The sequence below is a fragment of the Arthrobacter sunyaminii genome (assembly GCF_018866305.1).
Taxonomy (GTDB): Bacteria; Actinomycetota; Actinomycetes; order Actinomycetales; family Micrococcaceae; genus Arthrobacter_B; species Arthrobacter_B sunyaminii.
This window is the reverse complement of record NZ_CP076456.1, coordinates 519,929-536,391: the sequence shown is the minus strand read 5'-3', so window position 1 is coordinate 536,391 and position 16,463 is coordinate 519,929. Positions and strand designations below refer to the sequence as shown.

The 16,463-nt window shown below is 65.1% G+C and carries 17 protein-coding genes; 11 read left to right on the top strand and 6 right to left on the bottom strand.

Annotation, left to right across the window (positions count from 1 at the left end; translation table 11 throughout):
* Positions 1-31: 31 nt before the first annotated feature.
* The 4 genes from KG104_RS02465 (at position 32) to KG104_RS02450 (ending at position 4,365) form a co-directional block, all read left to right on the top strand.
* Positions 32-1,756, top strand: a complete 1,725-nt coding sequence (locus tag KG104_RS02465) for a glycoside hydrolase family 13 protein (RefSeq protein WP_207348501.1) — start codon at positions 32-34, stop codon at positions 1,754-1,756.
* Between the two features lie 120 nt (positions 1,757-1,876).
* On the top strand, positions 1,877-2,896 hold the full coding sequence (locus KG104_RS02460) for a LacI family DNA-binding transcriptional regulator (protein ID WP_104105043.1): 1,020 nt from the start codon (positions 1,877-1,879) through the stop codon (positions 2,894-2,896).
* A 142-nt stretch (positions 2,897-3,038) separates the two neighbouring features.
* Positions 3,039-3,404, top strand: coding sequence for a DoxX family protein (locus KG104_RS02455; RefSeq protein WP_104162112.1), 366 nt, complete (start codon positions 3,039-3,041; stop codon positions 3,402-3,404).
* A gap of 31 nt (positions 3,405-3,435) precedes the next feature.
* The gene (locus tag KG104_RS02450) at positions 3,436-4,365 is read left to right on the top strand and encodes a hypothetical protein (protein WP_207348500.1); all 930 of its coding nucleotides are present in this window, start codon (positions 3,436-3,438) and stop codon (positions 4,363-4,365) included.
* A gap of 92 nt (positions 4,366-4,457) precedes the next feature.
* On the opposite strand, the gene KG104_RS02445 is transcribed toward KG104_RS02450, so the two are convergent.
* The gene (locus tag KG104_RS02445) at positions 4,458-6,116 is read right to left on the bottom strand and encodes an HNH endonuclease signature motif containing protein (protein ID WP_207348499.1); all 1,659 of its coding nucleotides are present in this window, start codon (positions 6,114-6,116) and stop codon (positions 4,458-4,460) included.
* 280 nt (positions 6,117-6,396) lie between these two features.
* Here KG104_RS02445 and KG104_RS02440 point away from each other — a divergent pair, with 280 nt between their 5' ends.
* The 4 genes from KG104_RS02440 (at position 6,397) to KG104_RS02425 (ending at position 9,862) form a co-directional block, all read left to right on the top strand.
* Positions 6,397-6,687, top strand: coding sequence for a DUF1540 domain-containing protein (locus KG104_RS02440; protein WP_104056044.1), 291 nt, complete (start codon positions 6,397-6,399; stop codon positions 6,685-6,687).
* A gap of 176 nt (positions 6,688-6,863) precedes the next feature.
* Positions 6,864-8,477: an AMP-binding protein gene (locus KG104_RS02435; RefSeq protein ID WP_207348498.1), complete on the top strand. Its 1,614-nt coding sequence runs from the start codon at positions 6,864-6,866 to the stop codon at positions 8,475-8,477.
* 52 nt (positions 8,478-8,529) lie between these two features.
* The gene (locus KG104_RS02430) at positions 8,530-9,465 is read left to right on the top strand and encodes an HNH endonuclease (RefSeq protein WP_207348497.1); all 936 of its coding nucleotides are present in this window, start codon (positions 8,530-8,532) and stop codon (positions 9,463-9,465) included.
* A 13-nt stretch (positions 9,466-9,478) separates the two neighbouring features.
* Entirely contained in the window at positions 9,479-9,862 is a 384-nt protein-coding gene (locus KG104_RS02425) for an RNA-binding S4 domain-containing protein (protein ID WP_104105001.1), read from the top strand.
* A gap of 71 nt (positions 9,863-9,933) precedes the next feature.
* Here KG104_RS02425 and KG104_RS02420 read toward each other — a convergent pair whose 3' ends face one another.
* The 4 genes from KG104_RS02420 to KG104_RS02405 form a co-directional block, all read right to left on the bottom strand.
* Entirely contained in the window at positions 9,934-11,178 is a 1,245-nt protein-coding gene (locus KG104_RS02420) for an MFS transporter (protein WP_207348496.1), read from the bottom strand.
* A gap of 69 nt (positions 11,179-11,247) precedes the next feature.
* Positions 11,248-12,777, bottom strand: a complete 1,530-nt coding sequence (locus KG104_RS02415; protein ID WP_207348495.1) for an acetyl-CoA hydrolase/transferase family protein — start codon at positions 12,775-12,777, stop codon at positions 11,248-11,250.
* A 117-nt stretch (positions 12,778-12,894) separates the two neighbouring features.
* Positions 12,895-13,278, bottom strand: a complete 384-nt coding sequence (locus KG104_RS02410) for a DUF4282 domain-containing protein (protein WP_181032608.1) — start codon at positions 13,276-13,278, stop codon at positions 12,895-12,897.
* Positions 13,279-13,443: 165 nt separating this feature from the next.
* Positions 13,444-13,611 carry a hypothetical protein gene (locus KG104_RS02405; protein WP_207348494.1) on the bottom strand — a complete coding sequence of 56 codons (168 nt, stop codon included), beginning with the start codon at positions 13,609-13,611 and terminating at the stop codon, positions 13,444-13,446.
* A gap of 79 nt (positions 13,612-13,690) precedes the next feature.
* On the opposite strand from KG104_RS02405, the gene KG104_RS02400 reads away from it, so the two are divergent.
* The 3 genes from KG104_RS02400 (at position 13,691) to KG104_RS02390 (ending at position 15,772) form a co-directional block, all read left to right on the top strand.
* The gene (locus KG104_RS02400; RefSeq protein WP_207348493.1) at positions 13,691-14,512 is read left to right on the top strand and encodes a DUF1684 domain-containing protein; all 822 of its coding nucleotides are present in this window, start codon (positions 13,691-13,693) and stop codon (positions 14,510-14,512) included.
* A gap of 42 nt (positions 14,513-14,554) precedes the next feature.
* The gene (locus KG104_RS02395) at positions 14,555-15,247 is read left to right on the top strand and encodes a bifunctional 4-hydroxy-2-oxoglutarate aldolase/2-dehydro-3-deoxy-phosphogluconate aldolase (protein WP_207348492.1); all 693 of its coding nucleotides are present in this window, start codon (positions 14,555-14,557) and stop codon (positions 15,245-15,247) included.
* Positions 15,248-15,310: 63 nt separating this feature from the next.
* Positions 15,311-15,772: a GatB/YqeY domain-containing protein gene (locus tag KG104_RS02390; RefSeq protein WP_104056025.1), complete on the top strand. Its 462-nt coding sequence runs from the start codon at positions 15,311-15,313 to the stop codon at positions 15,770-15,772.
* Between the two features lie 35 nt (positions 15,773-15,807).
* On the opposite strand, the gene KG104_RS02385 is transcribed toward KG104_RS02390, so the two are convergent.
* On the bottom strand, positions 15,808-16,449 hold the full coding sequence (locus KG104_RS02385; protein ID WP_207348491.1) for a peptidyl-tRNA hydrolase: 642 nt from the start codon (positions 16,447-16,449) through the stop codon (positions 15,808-15,810).
* Positions 16,450-16,463 lie beyond the last annotated feature (14 nt).

Here is a 16,463-nt window from a genome sequence, read left to right as displayed (position 1 = left end):
TATCGCCGTCCGTGCCCCTAGGATGGCACCCATGCTCAGCGACGTTATCTCCAGCCCTGGCCCCGATGCCAACCCCGCCCTCGTCCCCCTTCACGCTGCCTCCAGTGAGCATGACCGCCAGTGGTGGCGCTCGTCGGTCATCTATCAGGTCTATCCGCGCTCCTTCCGCGATCTGAGCGGTGACGGCATCGGCGACCTGCCCGGCATCACCGCCGAGATGGCGTCGCTCGCCGAGCTGGACATTGATGCGCTGTGGCTTTCACCGTTCTACCGGTCTCCGCAGAATGACGCCGGGTACGACGTCGCCGACTACTGCTCCGTCGATCCCCTGTTCGGAACGCTGGACGATTTCGATGCCCTTGTTGACGCGGCTTCCGGCCACGGCATCCGGATCATCGTGGACCTGGTGCCCAACCACTGTTCCAACGAACACGCCCTGTTCCAAGCGGCGCTGGCGGCTCCGCCGAATTCCCCCGAGCGTGACATGTTCATTTTCCGCGACGGAGCCGGTGAAAACGGTGACGCTCCGCCCAACAACTGGCAGTCCCATTTCGGCGGATCGGCCTGGACCCGCACCAACAACACGGACGGTACCCCCGGCCAGTGGTACCTGCACCTCTTTGACTCCAGCCAGCCCGACTTCAACTGGGACAACCCTGCCGTTCGCGCGGAGTTTGAGCGCGTGCTGCGCTTCTGGCTGGACCGCGGCGTCGGCGGTTTCCGCGTGGACGTTGCCCATGCCCTCATCAAGAAGTCCGATCTCCCGGACTGGGGCGGCCGTGCTGACGGCTGCTCCTCCGAAGGTTTCCCGGGACACGAGGCTCCGATGTTCGGCCAGCCGGAGGTCCACGACATCTTCCGTTCGTGGCGCAAGCTGCTGGACGAGTACGACGGCGAACGCGTCCTGTGTGCCGAGGCCACCATCGATCCGCTGGACCGTCTTTCCGACTGGGTACGCTCCGACGAGATGCATCAGACCTTCAACTTCGCTTACCTCAACCACGAGTGGAACGCCGGTGCCGTGCGCCACGTCGTCGGCTCCTCCCTGGAGGCCTTCGACAAGGTGGGTGCGCCCACCACGTGGGTGCTGTCCAACCACGATGTCGTCCGCCATGCCACACGGTTCGGCATCGAAGGCCACCAGGAGCGTCCCGGTGACGGCCTGGGCCCGGAGGATCCGCAGCCCAACTACGAACTCGGGCTGTCCCGTGCCCGCGCAGCATCGCTGCTGATGCTAGCCCTGCCCGGCGGCGTTTATTTGTACCAGGGTGAAGAACTGGGCCTTCCGGACCACACCACCATGCCGCATGACTTCCGCCAGGACCCCAGCTATCACCGCACGGGCGGGGCTCGGCTGGGCCGCGACGGCTGCCGTGTTCCGCTGCCGTGGCACGCGGCGTCGGACAGCTTCGGCTTCAGCAGCACCGGCGCGGCCTGGCTCCCCCAGCCTGCCGACTGGGCCTTGCTGGCCCGGGACGCCCAGCGTGAGGATCCGGCATCAACGCTAAACCTGTACCGCAGTGCGCTGGCGGTCCGCCGGGAGTATGCCCTGGGCGCCGGTTCGCTGGCGTGGTGGCCCGACGTCGACGGCGAATCAGTTGTTGCCTTCCTCAACGGCAATGTCCTGGTGGTGCTCAACATGGGCAGCGAGCCTGTTGACCTTCCTGCGGGCGAGGTGCTGGTCGCCAGCGAAGCGGGGGCTGCCGCCGGAGGAATCCTGGCGCCCAACCACGCCGTCTGGCTCCGGCTAAGCTAATTCCTGCGGCACCGGGCCTGGCCCGGTGCCGCAAAAATGTTTCACTGCCGGCTTCCGGCCGGCCCGTCTGACCTGGCCGGCCAAGCCGCCAGCCCCGCAGAAGCCGATCCGAGGAGAACCGTGGCAGGCATCAAAGATGTGGCCGCACGTGCCGGAGTTTCATCGGCAACGGTCTCTCGCACCCTCAGCGGCAACGGCAAAGTGTCCGAATCCACCCGCCGCAGGGTCCAAGCAGCCGCCGATGAGCTGGGATACGTCCTGTCCTACAACGCGTCGTCGCTGGCCTCGGGACGAAGCCGCAACATCGGAATTGTCATGCCCACCGTGGGTCGCTGGTATTTCTCCCAGGTTCTCGAAGGTGCTGCTGCTGCGCTCATTGATGCCGGCTACGATCTCACGCTGTACAACACCAGCGACGGTCCGGGTCACCGCGAGAGCGTGTTGACGGAGATGCTGCGCCGCAAGAGGCTCGACGCCGTCATAGCGGTGGCCCTGAAACTCACCGACGAGGAACTCGCCCAGCTGCATGCTGTTGGCAAGCCGATTGTCGCCATTGGCGGCCCGCTGCCCGGGACCCACACCATCCGGGTGGATGAAGCCAGCATTTCCATGCTGGCCACGGATCATCTGGTTTCGCTGGGCCACACACGGATTGCCCACATCGGCGGCGGTGAGGAACTCGAACGCGACTTCCGGCTGGGGAGCACCCGCCGGGACGGCTACGAGCGGGCAATGGCACGGGCCGGGCTGGAATGCCTGCACATCAATAGTCCTGACTTTTCAGTGGCCAGCGGCGTGGAGGCCGCAAAGAGTCTCCTGGCGGCACCCCACAACCCTCCCACAGGCATCTTCTGTGCCTCGGATGAACTTGCCATCGGGGCTATCCTCGCCGCCAAGGGACTTGGGCTGCGTGTTCCTGAGGACTTATCCGTCATCGGCATTGACGGCCACGAGCTGGGGGAGGTTTTCGGTTTGACCACCATCAGCCAGGATCCGAAGGGCCAGGGGGCCGCCGCCGTCGCAGCGGTGCTGTCCCTGTTGGCAAAGAAACCGCTGGAAGCCGACTGGATCCAGCGGTTCTACCCCACCGACTTCGTTGTCCGCTCCAGCACCTCGGTCCCCTCCGAGCTCCGCCGCTGAGCGGTTGCTTTGAGCAAGCGGTTCCTTTGAGTGAGCGGTTCCTTTGACGCCTGGGGTTCCACCCTCGTTATGCCGTGAAAACCGTGCTTGACTTGAGCGTCAACCAACCCAGTTCTGCTGCCCGAGGAATACCGCCGCACCCATGACCCTTTTTCTCTGGATCCTGCAGATAGTCCTGGCCCTCATGTTCGTGGGAATTGGAGGGCTGCGCCTGACCCGCCCTGCGTCCCGTCTGAGGAAGCTGCCTTGGACTGACGGGTATGCCCCGGGGACCATCCGCGCCCTGGGGGCAGCGGAACTTGTTGCCGGCGTCTGTGTCCTGGCTCCCGGGATACTGGGGTGGTCTCCTCTTGTGACAGCCGTAGCTGCAGGCTGTTTGGCCGCGCTGATGACCTTGGCGGTGCTGATGCACCTGAGGCAGGGCCAGCGGCAGACCGCAGTGCTTCCGGCTATCCTGCTGGTAATGGCCGGAATTGTGTTGTGGGGCCGGTTGGACCAAATGATGTGACGAACTGACTGATTGATGTAGGTGGAGTGGCATGCCGGACGTGGCTCAGGCCGTAGCGGAACTTTACGCACTGATGCCCGATACGTTCACCTCAGCCAGAAACAATTTGGCTGCAGAAGCCGCAAAAGCGGGGAACAAGGAGCTGGGCAAGGCGCTGCGGTCATTGCCCAAGCCGTCTGCCGGGGCTTGGCTGGTCAACATGTTGGCCCTGCACCGCTCTGAGCTCATCTCGGAAGTCTTGGAGCTGGGTGCTGTGCTGCGCGAAGCCCAGGATGACATGGACCAGCAGCAGCTGCGGCGGCTCAGCGGGGAGCGTCAGCGCCTGCTGCGTTCTGCCGCCCGAGAGGCCCGCAGCCTTGCTGAGGAGCTTGGCCGCCCGGTCAGCGCAGCTGTGGGTGCCGAGGTGGAACAAACGTTGTGGGCGGCCATGACCGACGCCGATGCTGCCGCGGCTGCGGCCAGCGGCCAGCTGGTGCGCGCGCTGGAAGCCAACGGTTGGGATCCTGTGAACGTGGACGGATCCGTAGCGGATCCGTCATCAGTCCGGCCCCTCTCTGCCAGCGGCGGCCAGCAGCGCAGGTCTGCGTCCAAGCCCGACACTGGAGCCGGTGCCAGCGGGAACCAGTCCGCCAAAAAGAAATCTGCTGTTAGTGCTGCGGCTGCACGGGCGCTCCGGGCGGCCAAAACGTCCTTGGCGGACGCCCAGCGCGATGCTGAGCAGGCCGAGGAAACGCTGCGGGCTGCACAAGAAGAGATCGACGCCGTCGCCGCCCGCCGTGACGAATTGACTGATGAAATTGACGACCTGCGGGACCGGATCCGCGAGCTGGAACACGAAGTAGCAGCAACCGATCGGCGCTCCGGCACGCTGGAACGGGCGCGAGACGGCGCCCGCCGGACAGCCCGGGCGGCACGCCGAGCGGTGGAAAAGGCACAAACCAAACTTGAGGAGCTGGGTTAGCCGGCTCGGCACCACCCTGATGCAACCCAGCCCACCCGGCGTAGCTCGGCCCCACCGGCGCACTCGGCCCAAGTTGCGGCCATCTTGTCTGGTCAGAAGGGTGGTGGATCCTCACCATAGCCACGGAGCTCGTCGGCGGAGATCCAGCCCGACATCCGGCTTACAGCAGGTTTCGTGGCTTCCACTCTGGGTCCCGTGCTTAGCCCTGTGCCTGGTCCCGCGCTGACTCCTGCGCTAAGTCCTGCGGCCAGGGTGAGGTGCGGATCCGTGCGGTAGGTCCGACCGCCCGGGGAGGTCCACTCAATAATTCCGGGACTGTGTTGTTGTGCCTTCCAGAAGCCCCGCGACTTGAACATGTGATGCCGTCTGCACAAGTGCTCCAGGTTGTCGTGATCGGTGGTCCCGCCGTGGGACCACGGTTTGGTGTGGTCTATTTCGGCGATCGCGGCGTTGGTTCGGCATCCCGGGAACCGGCAGGTTCCGTCCCGTGCCCGCAGCCAGCGCTGCAGTCCGGCAGGTACTTTCCGGCGCCGCCCGACCCGCAGTATCTCGTCAGTGTCCGGGTTTCGTTCCACCGGAGTCCAGTGTGCTGCCTGCCGGGCCAGCCGGCGGGCAGTTTCGGGGCTGATCGGCCCGTATCCGTGCAGTTCGGCAGGCTGTTCGTCGGCACCGAACAGGGTCTCGGCGGTGATCAGGACCAGGATTTCGGTGCGGGCCCGGGCACGTGTCCGGGCCTGGTTATCCTTGTTACCGCTGTCCCGGGCCTCGTTGCGTCCAGAATCTGGGGCACGGCCACCCAGGCCGCCGCCGTCCATCACCTCGCTGGCAGGCACACTTCGTTCGAGGTCATAACTGTCCATTGCATCCTCATCACCGTCGAGCAAGTCAGCCAGAATGTCCGCCCGCAACTGATCCACTCCCCGCGGATCCCCCGCACCCTGTTCACCCCGCGCCGCCGTGGTCAGCTGCGTATAAACCAGCTGCGCCCTCGCTGCCGGCAATAACGCCGACAGCCACGACATCCCGTCCTCATCCGGCGCCAAACAGACCCGCCGGCGTTCAAAAGCACTCTGGTGCCGGACCGGAATGGTGTCCGGATACCGGCCCTCCCGCAACCTTCTGGCCTTCACCCGGAACTGGGACGATGTCTGCCCCGCACCAGCAGCCTCCAGCAGGGAAGCCTCGAAGCCGGCCAGTTCGGAGTCTGGGACGTTCTGGGATTGGTCCAGCACCGTCTGCACATGCCCGTAACCCAGGCTCCCGTCTTCCAGCCGGGCCAGGGTCGCGGTGTGGGTGGTGCACAACCGTCCCGCCTCACTCATCAGCATCTTCGCGGTGTTCGTGGGCAGGTGCAGGATGGCTGCGGCTTCCTCTGCGGCCAGGCTGAAGGTCAGGGCCGGATCTTCCCGGCCGATGTCTTCGAGCAGGTCGTCACGGAAGAGGGTTTGCATCCGGTGCAGCACTTTGGCTTGCTGGGCCTGGGCCCACCGCACCAGCGCATCCAATCGGGACAACACCGCACTGGCTTCGTCCTGGGTCAGGGCCTCCGCACCCTGCAGGACCAACGAACCGGTAAGCCCGTCCCGATAGGACGGACTATGGGCAGGGGCCGGAAGGAAACCGTCTTGGCTGGAACCTGCATCATCGACCCTGCGCGAAGCTGCGAAGACCGACAGGCTCGGGCCGGCAGCCTGCCCGGCACCGGATGCTTCACCGGTGCCGCCGCCTCGAAAAGATCCGTTCTGATCCATGTCTTCAGGCTTTCACCTGCCACCGACATTTCCGTCCCGAAAACAGCCCCAAAAACCCCAAAACAGGCCACTTTGGGACGTTCCAAATACTCGACTTTTCACGTGGACTACCTGCGCCAGGGTCGGATTACCTGCACGGCCCGGACCTGTCCGGACGCTCCCGCGGAGCGACAAACCCTCCGGAACCCGTAAATACGTCCAACAAATTCGCCCTAATTATTAGCGTGCACCGGTGGTACGTTCGGAACCCGACAGACATTACGCCTTCTTTGGAGGAACCATGACTGATCACGTAGCGCCCGTCAGCGATTGCTCCGTTCACAGCTGCGACTACAACCACGACGGCTGCACTGCCTATGCCATCACGGTGGGCGGAGCCCCCGACCATGCCAGCTGCTCCACCTTCATTGACACCACCGAAACCGGTGGTCTGCCCAAAGTTCTGGCCTCCGTGGGCGCGTGCCTGCGGAGCGAATGCCAACACAATGACCACCTGATGTGCACTGCCCATGATGTCAAAGTCGGCCCCGGAGCCGAGTCGGCGGATTGTTTGACGTATCAGTCCCGCTGACAAACGGGCATCTGGCCTCCAACTGGGCCGGATAAGCCCCGCCGGACAGGCGTCCCCACTGAACAACGCAGGAACCCACAACACCGGCGCAAATCCTTGAGCGCTGCACAGAATGTGACCCAAGCCTCACAAACCCTGTAGCGTTGGTGGGCATCAACCTGCCTTGAAGGAGAACAATGCCCGGCTTGGACACTGCTTTGACACCTCTGCGCTTTCTCGAACGCGCAGCTCAGGTACACCCGGAAAAAATCGCTGTAATAGACGGTGACCGGACCCTGACCTACCGGGAGCTCGCAGCGACGGTCACGAAGACGGCACACGCGCTTCGCGCATCCGGTCTGGAGGAGGGCAGCCGCGCGGCATTCCTTGGCACCAACTCAGCAGAACTGCTGATCGCCCACTACGCCGTCCCCCTTGCCGGCGGCGTCATCGTGCCGCTGAACACCCGGCTGTCCCCGCCCGAAGTGGCCTACATCTGCAACCATTCCGGAGCCACCCTGCTCTTCGGCGACCCGGACCTGCTGCGCGGACTCGGCACCCCGGAACTGGAAACGGTCACCGAAGCTTTCTCCTTCCCGCTCCAGGACGGAACCTCCGACACTGTGGAGGGAACGACGTCGTACGCCGATTTCCTGTCCCGCGGAACCGACATTCCTCTCCCCTGGGAAGTCGCAGACGAAAACACTGTCATCAGCCTCAATTACACCTCCGGCACCACCGGCCGGCCCAAGGGCGTGATGTACACGCACCGCGGGGCCTACCTAAACTCGCTCGGCGAGGTCCACCACCAGGGCTTCGACGCAGACACTACCTACCTGTGGACGCTGCCCATGTTCCACTGCAACGGTTGGTGCACCACCTGGGCGCTGACCGCCGCATCCGGTACCCACGTCTGCCTGCGCGCCGTACGCGGGCCGGAGATCTGGCGGCTGATCGACACCCACGGCATTGACCATCTGGCTGGCGCACCCACCGTACTGAGCGCCATTGCCACCGCGGAGGAAGCCCACGCCCTGGAACACCCGCTGACCATCGTCACCGCCGGCGCTCCCCCGAGCCCCACCGTCATCAACAAAATCCATCAGCTGCAGGCCACCGTGGTGCATGTCTACGGCCTCACCGAGTCCTACGGCCCGTACGCGGTGTGCGAGCCGCAGGCCGCCTGGGCGGACCTGGACGCGGACGCGCTGGCCAAGAACATGGCACGCCAGGGCGTGGGCATGCTGACTTCCGAGCGCCTGCGCGTGGTCCGCGACATGCCTGACGACGACGGCGGGCTGGCCGACGTGGCCGCGGACGGTGTCGAGATGGGCGAGATCGTGATGCGCGGGAACTCTGTGATGAAGGGGTACTACCGCGACGACGAGGGGACGGCAACAGCTTTCTACGGCGGCTGGTTCCACACCGGAGACCTGGGGGTCATGCATCCGGACGGCTACGTTCAACTGCTGGACCGTTCCAAGGACGTGGTGGTGTCCGGCGGTGAGAACATTTCCACCATTGAGGTGGAACAGGCGCTGGCCAGCCACCCGGCTGTGGCCGACGTCGCCGTGATCGGCATCCCCGACGAACGCTGGGGTGAGCGGCCCAAGGCTTTTGTGGTGCTGGCCCCGGGCCGGGACGTGACCGAAGCGGACCTGCTGAAGCACGTTAAATCCCAGATTGCTTCCTACAAGGCTCCGGGCAGCGTGGAGTTCATTATTGATCTGCCCAAGACATCCACCGGGAAAATCCGCAAGAATGAACTGCGGTCCTCGGAATGGGAAGGCCGCGAAGCGCGCATTAACTAGGGCACTTTTTTGAGCGAACCGGACCGCAATCCGTAACGGGTAAGGAGAACACATGGCCGCCGTCGTGCTGGGCTGGAATCCGGCCACTGCGTTTGGTGCCGGACCCGGCCGCGCAGACTATGCCATGGCTGCGGCGACGGTGGACCGCACGGGACTCTTCGGGATCCGCTGGCGGGTGGGACGCGGACAGCAGATGGCGCGCGGCACCGACGTGTGGCTGTTCGCCCAGGGCCGGCACGGCCGCGGGCTGCTGGGTCACGGGGTGGTGGCCGCCGCGCCCCAACCGGGCGCGGCACTGCCGGCCCGGTTGGGATTACTGGCCGGAGTCGTTTTTGACCTGCTGCTGCCCCCGGGCGATGCCCTGCCGGCTGAGCTGCTGCAGGAGAGTGTGCCGGACCTGAACTGGAACGCCGTGCGCAGTACGGGAACCGTTGTTCCGCCCCCCGCAGAAGGGCAGATGCGTGCCGCATGGACGTCATATCTGAGGTCGCGGCCGGTCCCCGAGGGCTGGCTGGGGGCTGTGGACCCCACCATTCCACTGCCGGGAAGCCTTCCCCAGGACACCCTGCGCGAAGTAGCGGTGAACCGCTGCGAGCATGACCCCGAGGGGGTGCAGCGGTGTGTCGCTTTCCACGGAACATCGTGTGCTGCCTGCGGCCTGTCAATGGAGCAGATGTACGGACCGGCGGGAGCATCCTTCGTCCAGGTGCACCACATTGTTCCGCCGTCAGCCATCAGCCCTGATTATGTTCTGGATCCGGTATCCGATCTGGTGCCGATGTGCCCCAACTGCCATGCCATTGCGCACCGGGGCGCCCCCGACCCATACACTCCGGCGGAACTGCGGCAGATGCTGGCCTCGGCAAGGGGTGCACAGCCGTTCCGCAACTCCATTCCCGGCACGGTCCCCACACCGGAACAGCTGGATGCCCAGGCTGACGCTGCACGTCTCAGGGATACGTCCCTGCATCCCAAGGACACCCAGTAGAATCGGTAGCCCCATGAGCATTCCCGCCAGCACCTCCAAATCAGTCCGCGTGGACGCCTGGCTGTGGGCCATCCGTGCCTACAAGACCAGATCCGCCGCCACCGCTGCCTGCCGCGCCGGCCATGTCAGGTTGAACGGCAACCCGGCCAAGGCCGCCCAGCCGGTCCAGCCCGGAGACACCATCAGGGTCCGCCAGCCCGGTTATGAACGGATCCTGGAAGTCCGACAGCTCATTGCCAAGCGGGTGGGTGCGGAGGCTGCTTCCCATTGCTTTACCGACCACACTCCTCCCCGTCCGGTGGGACCCGCGCTGGGTGTTCCGCTTCGGGACCGCGGCGCCGGACGTCCCACCAAGAAAGACCGCCGGGAAATCGACCGGCTGCGCGGCGATCGCTGAGCCGAAACACGGCTGCGGAAGTTAGCGGAACCGGATCGGAGTCGGGCCGGGTCAGGCCGGATCGGGCCGGGTCAGGCCGGATGCCGCCGCAATTGATCGTCCACAAAGCGCGGAGCTGCAGCAATAATTCCGGCTACGGCCATGACGGCAGCTGATGCAATGAGGATGAGCAGCGGAACCGTCCAGCTGCCCGTAGCCTCGTGCAGGGCACCGATGGCAAACGGGCCTGCCGCTGCCAGCAGATAGCCCACCGGCTGGCAGAACCCTGACAGCTCCGCGGTCACCCGGGGATCCCGTGAACGCGCCGTGATCAGGGCCAGCGCCGTGGGGAACGCAAAGCCGCCGACTCCGAGCAGAAGCGCCCACATCCACGGCACCGTTGCGGGGGCCAGCAACAAACCCAGATACCCGGCCGCCACCGCTGCTGCCAGACCTGCAATGTAGAAGTGCAGGCCCGGAGCCCGCGCCACCAACGCCGGCATGATTAGGCCCCCGGCTATTCCCAGGGATGCAAGGATGGCCGCCATCAACCCGGCCTGAGCCTGCTCCAGTCCGGCGTCGCGGTAAATCTGAGCCACCCAGCCAAACTGGACGTAGGCGTGCATGGACTGCACACCGAAGTACACGCACAGCGCCACAGCGGTCCGGGAAGACGTGATCCGCAGCCGGTCCCTCGGTGCCGACGCATCCTCCATATGCACTGCTGTCCTGCGGTTGCGCACGGAGACCAGGATCCAGGGAACAAACGCCGTCAGGGCCGCCAGCCCCCATATCCTGAGGCTGAGCTGCCATCCCCCGGAATCCGAGGCGGTCAGCGGCGCTGCCACCAGCAGAGGAAGCGTGGCTCCCGCCGCAAGGGTTGTGCCGTACACCGAATTCAACAGGGCAGTTCGGGACCCGCCGTGGCTCTTGATAAAGGCCGGGACCAGGATATTGCCCATCGCCATGCCGGCGAACGCCAGCACCGTCAGAGTCATGAACAGCACCGGGGAAAGCGCTATCGACCGGAGCAGCAATCCGGCGGAAACCAGCCCCAGCCCCAGGGTGATGGTCCACGCGACACCGGCCCTGCGCGAGACCGTCACGGCGAGGGCTCCCACCACCGCGAAGGTGAGGCCCGGCAACGCGGTCAAAATCCCGGCCTGGACCGATCCCATGCCAAGACCCGCCTGGATCTCGGCGAGGACCGGCCCCACCGACGTCGCACCCGGCCGCAGGTTCACTGCCACCAGGATGACGGCGACGGCGGCCAGCCACAGGGGCAGCGGCACGGTGCCTTTACGTTGGGTTGCAGACCGGCCGCCGAATTCGCTCATCTGAGCGTTTCTAGCATGTCTGCCGGAAAACAGCACGCCGGCTGTGTGCCGCGGGTGTCCTTACGCCCCTTACGCCTGTGCAGCCACCGCCGGGCGGCTGTCACCGGTTTCCACAAACCGGTGATGCCAGGACAATGACTCGTCCAGCAGGTGCGGAGTGTGCTTGCCGAAGCTCTCGCGGCTGGCCCGGTCGAAGTAATCCTGCAGCAGGGGCTGGAAGTCCGGATGCGCACACTTCTCGATGATGGTACGGGCCCGCTGCTTGGGCGACAGCCCGCGAAGGTCCGCCAGGCCCTGCTCGGTCACGATCAGCATGGTGTCATGCTCCGTATGGTCCACATGGCTGACCATGGGCACGATGCCGGAGATTTTCCCGCCCTTGGCTGTGCTCGGTGAGAGGAACGCGGACAGGAAGCCGTTGCGGGCAAAGTCACCGGATCCGCCGATGCCGTTCATCATGGCCGTGCCGGCCACGTGGGTGGAATTCACGTTGCCGTAAATGTCCGCCTCGATCATGCCGTTCATGGCGATGCAGCCCAGCCGGCGGATGAGTTCGGGGTGGTTGGAGATCTCCTGGGTGCGCAGGATGATGCGCTTGCGGTAGAACTCGATGTTGGAGTTGAACTCTTCGATTCCCGCAGGGCTCAGCGAGAAGGACGTCGCGGACGCCACGCGGATCACCCCGTCGCGGATCAGGTGCAGCATCCCGTCCTGAATGACTTCCGTGTAGGCAGTCAACCCGGTGTACCCCGAGGTCGCCAGCCCGCCCAGGACGGCATTGGCGATGTTTCCTACACCGGACTGCAGCGGCATGAGCTTGTCGGTCAGCCGGCCGGCTTTGATCTCGTCCCCGAAGAAATCGATCAGGTGCCCGGCGATCTGCGTGGAGGTTTCATCGGGTGCAGCGAAAGGAGTCATGCGGTCCGGAGCATCGGTTTCCACGACGGCGAGGACCTTGTCCGGATCCAGCCGCAGGTAGGGCTCGCCGATCCGGTCATCCGGATTGACCAGCATGATGGGCTTGCGGTGCGGAGGCAGCGCCGTGCCGTAGTAAACGTCATGCATGCCGTCCATGGCAGCGGCCTGCTGGACATTCACTTCCAGGATGATCTTGTCTGCCTGCTCAATCCACGTCTTGTTGTTGCCAACCGACGACGACGGAATCAGGGAGCCGTCTTCATTGATGCCCACCACCTCGATCACCGCCAGGTCAATGTGGCCGTAGAAGCCAAACCAGGTGTACTGAGCCACGTGCCCGAGGTGGATATCAATGTACTCAAGTTCGCCGTCGTTGATCCGCTTCCGCAGGGTGGGATCCGACTGGTACGGCAGACGCAGTTCCATGCCGCCGGCCTTTGCGAGCACGCCGTCGAGCTCGGGAGCGGTGGAGGCACCGGTGAGTACTTTGATCTGGAAATCTTCGCCGCGGGCGTGGGCTTCTTCCATTTGGACGGCAAGCGCCTGCGGGACGGCTTTGGGGTAGCCGGCGCCGGTAAACCCGCTCATCGCCACGGTCATACCCGGCTTGATGAGCGCGGCCGCCTGTTCTGCGGACATTCTGCGCTCAAGCAGTCCTTCATGGTGAATGCGGTCGTGCATGGTGGCCTTTCTTAGATGGGACCAACCAACACTATCGGTTGTGAGGCGTGGGTCATATTTACGCGTTGGTTGCACCACTCCGACGGGTGCCCGCCGGGGCGGTGCAACCGGCACGGTCTACTGTTCCGGCGGCATCGGCGCAGGCTGCCGGGACGGCGTCTGCCCTGCACCACGACGTCCGGACGTGCCTCCGGGCGCGGCTGCGCCGGCCAGCGGGGCAGAGGTTCCGCCCATCAAATCAACCAACTTGGCAGTGTTCTGAGAAACCTGGATGGTGGCCAGAATCCACTCGCAGGAAATCCGAGTGGCTATCAGCAGGAAGAAGGCAACCACCGGGCCCAGGATCAGGACCAGGAAGCCGCTCAGGAAACCATCGTCGAAAGCTCTGATGAGCAGAACCAGCCAGAACAGGGCCAGCAAGCCCACGGACAGTCCGTAATACAGCTTGATCAGAATGGGTGCCGAAAACTTCTTAAATGACGGATCGAAAAAATTGATCATGGTGTCCCCCTGAGACTTTGCGAGTTGCTGTGAGCACTTCGCGGTCAACCACCGCGGCTGCGGCGGCCGATTCAGCGTAACCGAATTAAGACCCGGCAACTTCGATGCCGCCCTCATCCGAGTGGCGGCAGGGGACGACGACGGCGGGGTCCCCGCCTGGACGACCTACATCCGTTGGCTGCCGTGCTGCTGGATCTGTTCCAGAATGCTTTCCAGCTCTGTGCTCAACGCGGCCAGGGAAGAGGTGCTGGTTTCGACGGAAAGGGCAGTCACCAGCTCGGTCTGGCGGTGGCGCAGCTGGTCGAGCGAAGGCAGTGAACCGTTGGTTTCCATGGCCTCATCCTACAAACTGCGCACTTACACTTCCCTGCAGAGAGACAAATATTATTCTGGCGGACAATCAGGAGGAACCATGAGTACGCCCACGCCCGAAGTCCTGGAGGAATGGCGCCGGTTCCGCAGCGCGCGGGATGCCGAGTTGGCGCAGCAGCACGGCTGGCTGACCCTGACGTCTCTGCAGTGGCTGACGGTTGAGCCTGCGGCGGTGGAGCATCTTCCGGGCCTTTGGGCTGCGGACGATGCTGCGGCAACCCTGTCCGCCGCCGCCGACGACGGCCTGACCCTCGCCGAAACCGGCGCCCCGGTGGACGGCACTGTCATGGCATCCCTGGCGGACGAGGAGTCACTTCTGTGGGTGTATTTCGGCGGTTCCGGCGGCCGGCGGATAGCCGTGGAGCTGGCCCGGCGCGGCGGCCGCTACGCCATCCGCACCCGCGACGCCGCCTCGGCCGTGTTCACCGATTTCGACGGCGTGCCAACTTTCGACTACCGTCCCGATCTGGTGGTCCAGGGCCGCTTTGAGGCCTATCCCGAGCCGGTGGAGGTTCCGATCCGCACCGCGCATCCCGCCGTCGACGGCGTGCACCTCACCGTGGGCGAACTCGTGGTTCAGCTGCCCGGAGAGGAGCACGAGTACCGGCTGCAGGTCAGTGCCGAGGGAACCGGCCGGCTGGCCCTCACCTTCCACGATGCCACCAACAACCAAAGCACTGCCGGATGGCGCAAAGTCGTCTTCGACGCGCCGGCACCGGGCACGTCTGCCGTCACGGTGGACTTCAACCGTGCCGTGAACTATCCCAGCGCCTTCACCGCGTTCGGCACCTGCCCCATGCCGGTGGGCAGTAACATCATCGGCATACCGGTGGAGGCCGGCGAAAAGGCCCCGGAACGCTGACCTAAAAGTTGGGAAGGCCCCGCCCATGATTTGGCCCTGCACATGACAACGGAACCAGTCAGCCCCATGCCAAACCGGGCGCCAATGGGCACCGGGCTGCAGCAGACCCGGATTGCGGCCGTGCTTGCAACCAATTCCGCACCGGAGCAATACCGTCCGGATTTGTCTCAGGTTGTGGCCGCTGCGGACACCCTGGTGGCTAACGGCGTGCGCTGCCTGGCCCTTGCCCCGGCGGGGAACACTCTCAGTGCACTTGAGCATCTGGCCGGCAGGCTGCCGGACGGCGTGGACCTGGGACTCGCTGCGGTGCTCGCGCCCGAGGGCGTTGTCCGGGCAGCCAACGCCGGGGCACGCTTTGTCATGTCCCCTCATGTGGCGCCGGACGTGGTCCATGCCGCCCGCGGCTGCGGACTGGCCAGCTACCCCGGAGCGATGACGCCCAGCGAGGTTCATCTTGGCTGGCGGACGGGAGCCACCGCCGTGCAGCTGTTTCCCGGCGCACCCGTGGGACCTGGCTACCTCGCAACCCTTCGGCGGGCGCTGCCGGACATCCCAGTGATTCCCGGCGGCGGAATCGCTTTGGATGACGTCACCGGCTGGCTGGCCGCCGGCGCCGCTGCGGTTGTCCTGGGACGGTCCCTGGTGGGCGATGCCCTTTTGCCAGGCGGTGATCTGCAGTCCCTCGGCGTACGGACCCGCCTGGCCTGTGCCGCAGCGGGGAACGCGCCCGGCTGAGAGCGCATTGCTGAGATCATGGGAAGAACACACTTCAACAATCTTCACCGGAAATGAGTCCGCATGACACTCAAAGAGCAGCTCCAGTCCGATATGAAAACCCACATGAAAGCCGGTAACCGCACGGCGCTCATGACGGTCCGCAACGTCCTCGGCGAAATTGAGACCCGGGAAAAGTCCGGCAAGACACCGGTGGAACTGGACGATGCGCAGGTGGTTTCGCTGCTGCAGAAGGAAGCCGCCAAGCGCCGTGACACCGCCGGCATCTACCTGGAAGCCGGGGAAAAGGAACGCGGCGCCGCTGAAATCGCCGAGGCCGAGATCATCGAAGCCTACCTTCCCGCCCCGCTGACCGCCGCTGACGTTGAAGCCATCGTGGACGAAGCCGTGGCCGAGCTGACGGCGGACGGCACGGTACTGACCATGCGCCAGATGGGTGCGGTCATGAAGCCGGTCACCGCCAAGGTTGCCGGCCGCTTCGACGGCAAGGCAGTCAGCGAGATCGTCCGCAGCCGCCTCTCCTAACCCCTGACGCCAGTGCCGGCGCCGCGGCCGCCATTTTATCCGGCGGCCGCGACAAACGCTGTGGCCGTATCGGGTGCGATCTCCGTCATCCCTGCGTCTACAATCAGCGGACCGGCCCCCGGCGCTTTCGCCAGCGTCTCGAACTCGGCGCCCGCGGCCAGCCGGACGCTGGCCCGGCCGGCGCCGTCGTCATACCAAGCAACGCGTTCCTCCGCGGACAGCGTCAGGTACCAGGCCATCAGGGCATGCGCGGCCTGGGCGCCTGCCTTGCCGGTGGACATTTCCAAGTCCGCGTTCACAATGATGAGCGGCGTGCCCGGGCTGGCGGGCGCCGGTTCGCCGTCCGGCAGGTGCGTGCCCGAAACCTGCAGAGCACGCAGCTTCTTGGGCATCTCCTCATAGCTCACCGGTTCAAAGGCCGCTGCCTTCGCCCGGCCGACGGCGACGGTTCCGGACGGCGCGGAAGCCGCCATCTTCTCGAACATCTTCGGTCCTGCGCGGCGGACCGACTTCGTAAACCGGCCATACACCCAGTTGTCCCAGGCATCGTCCTCCGTCCGCCGGGCATAAGCGCTCACGCTCGCCGCGGCTGCAGCGGCAACTGCATCGAGGTGGGCCGCGGGGTCTTCCTTATCCACGAGCAGAACGATCGGCTGAACGGTGTCACTGGGTTGCATGCCTTTAGTTTTTC